The sequence below is a fragment of the Pantoea sp. CFSAN033090 genome, assembly GCF_001264395.1.
Lineage (GTDB): Bacteria > Pseudomonadota > Gammaproteobacteria > Enterobacterales > Enterobacteriaceae > Pantoea > Pantoea agglomerans.
Window position 1 is genome coordinate 1 of the sequence record NZ_LGYX01000047.1, and the last position, 3,219, is coordinate 3,219.

The following is a 3,219-nucleotide window of genomic DNA, read 5'->3' on the forward strand; positions in this document are numbered from 1 at the left end:
ATCCGGAACTGGTGGGCGAAGTGCTGGCGACCATGCGTACCCTGGCCGACCAGGGATTAACGATGATCGTGGTGACTCATGAGATTAGCTTTGCGCGGGAAGCCGCCGATCGCGTGGTCTTTATGGATGGGGGTGTGGTGGTGGAGCAGGGCACGCCTGAAGAGGTGATCGCGAATCCACAGCATCCGCGCACCCAGGCGTTCCTGAGTCGCTTCATCTGAGATCTTACTCTGTTACAGATTCCAGTTGTCGCCGCAGGCAAACTGCGCGTAAATATCAGTCACCGTGATTCGATAAAGTTGAAAGGTTAAATATGGAAGGTATCAGTATTGCCAAGCTGCTGATTATCGGTGCGCTTATCGTACTGCTTTTTGGTACCAACAAGTTGCGCTCACTGGGTGGCGATCTGGGCTCCGCAATCAAGGGCTTTAAAAAAGCCATGAAAGATGAAGATACCAGCGCAACCCGAACTGCGGCTGAAGACGTGCCGGCAGAACGCGTCGTTCATAAAGATTAATCGGTTATTTGCTGCAAATAACTGTTACTTTTTATTTCAGGCACAGATAAAAAAACCAGACTGTCTCCAGTCTGGTTTTTTGTTTTTCGGGCTTCCTGAAGCAAAAGCGTGCTTATTTCACTTCTTCGCCTTTGGCCTGCATATCCGCATGATAGGAAGAGCGGACAAACGGACCGCACGCGGCATGGGTAAAGCCCATCGCCATCGCTTCTTCTTTCATCTCATCGAACTCAGCCGGGCTGACGTAGCGCTGAACCGGCAGGTGGTGGCGGCTCGGCTGCAGATACTGGCCCAGCGTCAGCATGGTGACACCATGGCGACGCAGATCGCGCATCACTTCAACGATTTCGGCATTGGTTTCGCCCAGGCCCACCATCAGACCCGATTTTGTCGGGATGTGAGGATGTGCCTCTTTGAAACGTTCAAGCAGCTTCAGTGACCACTCGTAGTTCGCGCCCGGACGCACCTGGCGGTAGACTCGCGGTACGTTTTCCAGATTGTGGTTAAACACATCCGGTGGCGTCGCGGTAAGAATCTCCAGCGCGCGATCCATACGGCCACGGAAGTCCGGCACCAGCGTTTCGATTTTGATCGTCGGATTTTTTTCGCGAATCGCGCTGATGCAGTCGGCAAAGTGCTGTGCGCCACCATCACGCAAATCATCGCGGTCAACCGAGGTGATCACCACGTAGCGCAGGCCCATATCGGCAATCGTCTGCGCCAGTTTAGCGGGTTCGTTAGCGTCAGGGGCATTGGGGCGGCCATGTGCCACATCGCAGAACGGACAACGACGGGTACAGATTGCGCCAAGGATCATAAAGGTGGCGGTGCCGTGGTTGAAGCATTCGGCGAGGTTAGGGCAGGATGCCTCTTCACAGACTGAGTGCAGCCCGTTTTTACGCATCGCGGCTTTAATGCCCTGAATACGACTGGAGTCAGCTGGCAGCTTGATTTTCATCCATTCCGGCTTACGCAACATCTCCTGCCGTTCAACAGCCACGGTTTTCACCGGGATCAGCGCCATTTTGTCTGCGTCACGATATTTGACGCCGCGTTCCATCTGAATTGGTTTACTCATAAATCAGCAGGTTCCGGTCGGATTGCGATTTGAAAGCGTTCCCACTCAAACCGGGAAGGCTGCTTTCAACTTTATTTGAAAAAAGTGCAAAAATTATATCATCACATCGCCTGCGAAGCAGCCACAGTCAGCGCGGATAAGTTACATATTTGTAAATTCGCATTCTGCGTTAAGGTTTAACAGGGAGATCCCCTGAAATCCATTCAACATTTTCATAACCTGACAGCCGCGCAAACGCGCTGACCAGCGGAGAGTGTACCTGCTCCGTCGTCACCTCTGGCTGGAAATTTTTCAACTGGGTCATGCTCATGCCGGCGTAACCACAGGGATTGATGCGCAGGAAGGGCGACAAATCCATAGCAACATTCAGCGCCAGACCGTGAAACGAGCAGCCTTTACGGATGCGTAATCCCAGTGAGCAGATCTTCTCTTCCCCGACGTAGACGCCAGGTGCATCAGCACGGGCGCGGGCGCTGACGCCAAACTCTGCCAGGGTGGCGATAACCGTCTCTTCCAGAATGGTCACCAGCTGGCGTACGCCGAGCTTACGGCGTTTCACATCGATCAGGACGTACATCACCTGCTGTCCTGGCCCGTGATAGGTGACCTGACCCCCGCGGTCACTCTGCACCACCGGGATTTCGCCTGGCATCAGCAGATGCTCTGCTTTGCCCGCCTGCCCCTGAGTGAAGACCGGAGGATGTTCAACCAGCCAGATTTCATCACGACTCTGGTCGTTGCGCTGGTCGGTATAGTGATGCATGGCGTCGGAGACAGATTGCCAGTCGCGCAGACCTGACTGGCGGACAAGAAGAGTTTCAACTGACAAAACGATAGCCCGCTAAAGGAAATAACGCTGAGGATAACGTCGGCAAACCGTCAGGCAGAGGCGCCTTGCCGACCCGTAAATTACAGTACCATCCGCACAATTTCGATGTTGCCCAGCTCTTCGTACAGGCGTTCTACCTGCTCGATGTGGGTGGCGGTGATAGTGATGTTGACGGAGTGATAGTTGCCTTTGCTGCTCGGCTTAACTTCAGGGCTGTAGTCGCCTGGCGCATGGCGTTGCACCACTTCAACCACTTGATCAACCAGCTCCGGTTGTGCCAGACCCATTACTTTGTAGGTAAATGGGGTAGGAAATTCGAGCAGCTCATTCAGTTTGGTTTTCATATTAACTCCGGTGCATAAAAAACAGGCTCCCGCCTGAGCGGGAGCAACATAATATCGTGTAATGGGGGCGAAGGGGTGATTTTTCAATCACCCGCCACGCTTAACCGAACCAGTGATGGAACATCAGCTTGATGTAATCAACGATACGGCCAAAGAAACCTCCTTCAGAGATCTCGTTCAGTACCACCAGCGGACGCTGTTCGATAGTCTTGCCATCCAGCTGGAAGTTGATGCTGCCGACCACCTGATTTTTCTTCAGTGGTGCATGCAGTTCCGTGTTGGTCAGCACATAGCTGGCTTTCAGATCTTTCATGCGGCCACGTGGGATGGTCAGGTAAGCATCTTTTTCCACGCCCAGCTGCACACGGTCGTTATCGCCGAACCAGACTGGCTCAGAGGCGAACTCTTTGCCCGCTTTCAGTGGCGCCACGGTTTCAAAGAAACGGAAGCC

General features: G+C 53.5%; 4 protein-coding genes and 2 pseudogenes. 2 read left to right on the forward strand and 4 right to left on the reverse strand.

Going from position 1 to position 3,219, the window contains the following annotated elements; all coding sequences use genetic code 11:
• Together AFL22_RS22940 and tatE are read left to right on the forward strand one after the other, a co-directional pair.
• A pseudogene (locus AFL22_RS22940) lies at positions 1–221 on the forward strand (amino acid ABC transporter ATP-binding protein); the annotation flags it as partial.
• A 92-nt stretch (positions 222–313) separates the two neighbouring features.
• Positions 314–517 (forward strand): twin-arginine translocase subunit TatE, encoded by a 204-nt coding sequence (tatE, locus tag AFL22_RS22945; protein ID WP_010671272.1) that lies wholly within the window; start codon positions 314–316, stop codon positions 515–517.
• Between the two features lie 112 nt (positions 518–629).
• On the opposite strand, the gene lipA is transcribed toward tatE, so the two are convergent.
• The 4 genes and pseudogenes from lipA to AFL22_RS22965 all read right to left on the reverse strand — a co-directional run.
• Positions 630–1,595, reverse strand: a complete 966-nt coding sequence (gene lipA, locus AFL22_RS22950; RefSeq protein ID WP_010258979.1) for a lipoyl synthase — start codon at positions 1,593–1,595, stop codon at positions 630–632.
• A gap of 169 nt (positions 1,596–1,764) precedes the next feature.
• On the reverse strand, positions 1,765–2,424 hold the full coding sequence (gene lipB, locus AFL22_RS22955) for a lipoyl(octanoyl) transferase LipB (RefSeq protein WP_029519432.1): 660 nt from the start codon (positions 2,422–2,424) through the stop codon (positions 1,765–1,767).
• Positions 2,425–2,504: 80 nt separating this feature from the next.
• Positions 2,505–2,768 carry a DUF493 family protein YbeD gene (ybeD, locus tag AFL22_RS22960; protein ID WP_003854030.1) on the reverse strand — a complete coding sequence of 88 codons (264 nt, stop codon included), beginning with the start codon at positions 2,766–2,768 and terminating at the stop codon, positions 2,505–2,507.
• A 100-nt stretch (positions 2,769–2,868) separates the two neighbouring features.
• A pseudogene (locus AFL22_RS22965) lies at positions 2,869–3,219 on the reverse strand (serine-type D-Ala-D-Ala carboxypeptidase); the annotation flags it as partial.

What these genes read in the sequence shown, in the direction of transcription:
- tatE (WP_010671272.1), top strand. Translation starts at nt 314, where the DNA reads ATGGAAGGTATCAGTATTGCCAAGCTGCTGATTATCGGTGCGCTTATC.
- lipA (WP_010258979.1), bottom strand. Translation starts at nt 1,595, where the DNA reads ATGAGTAAACCAATTCAGATGGAACGCGGCGTCAAATATCGTGACGCA.
- ybeD (WP_003854030.1), bottom strand. Translation starts at nt 2,768, where the DNA reads ATGAAAACCAAACTGAATGAGCTGCTCGAATTTCCTACCCCATTTACC.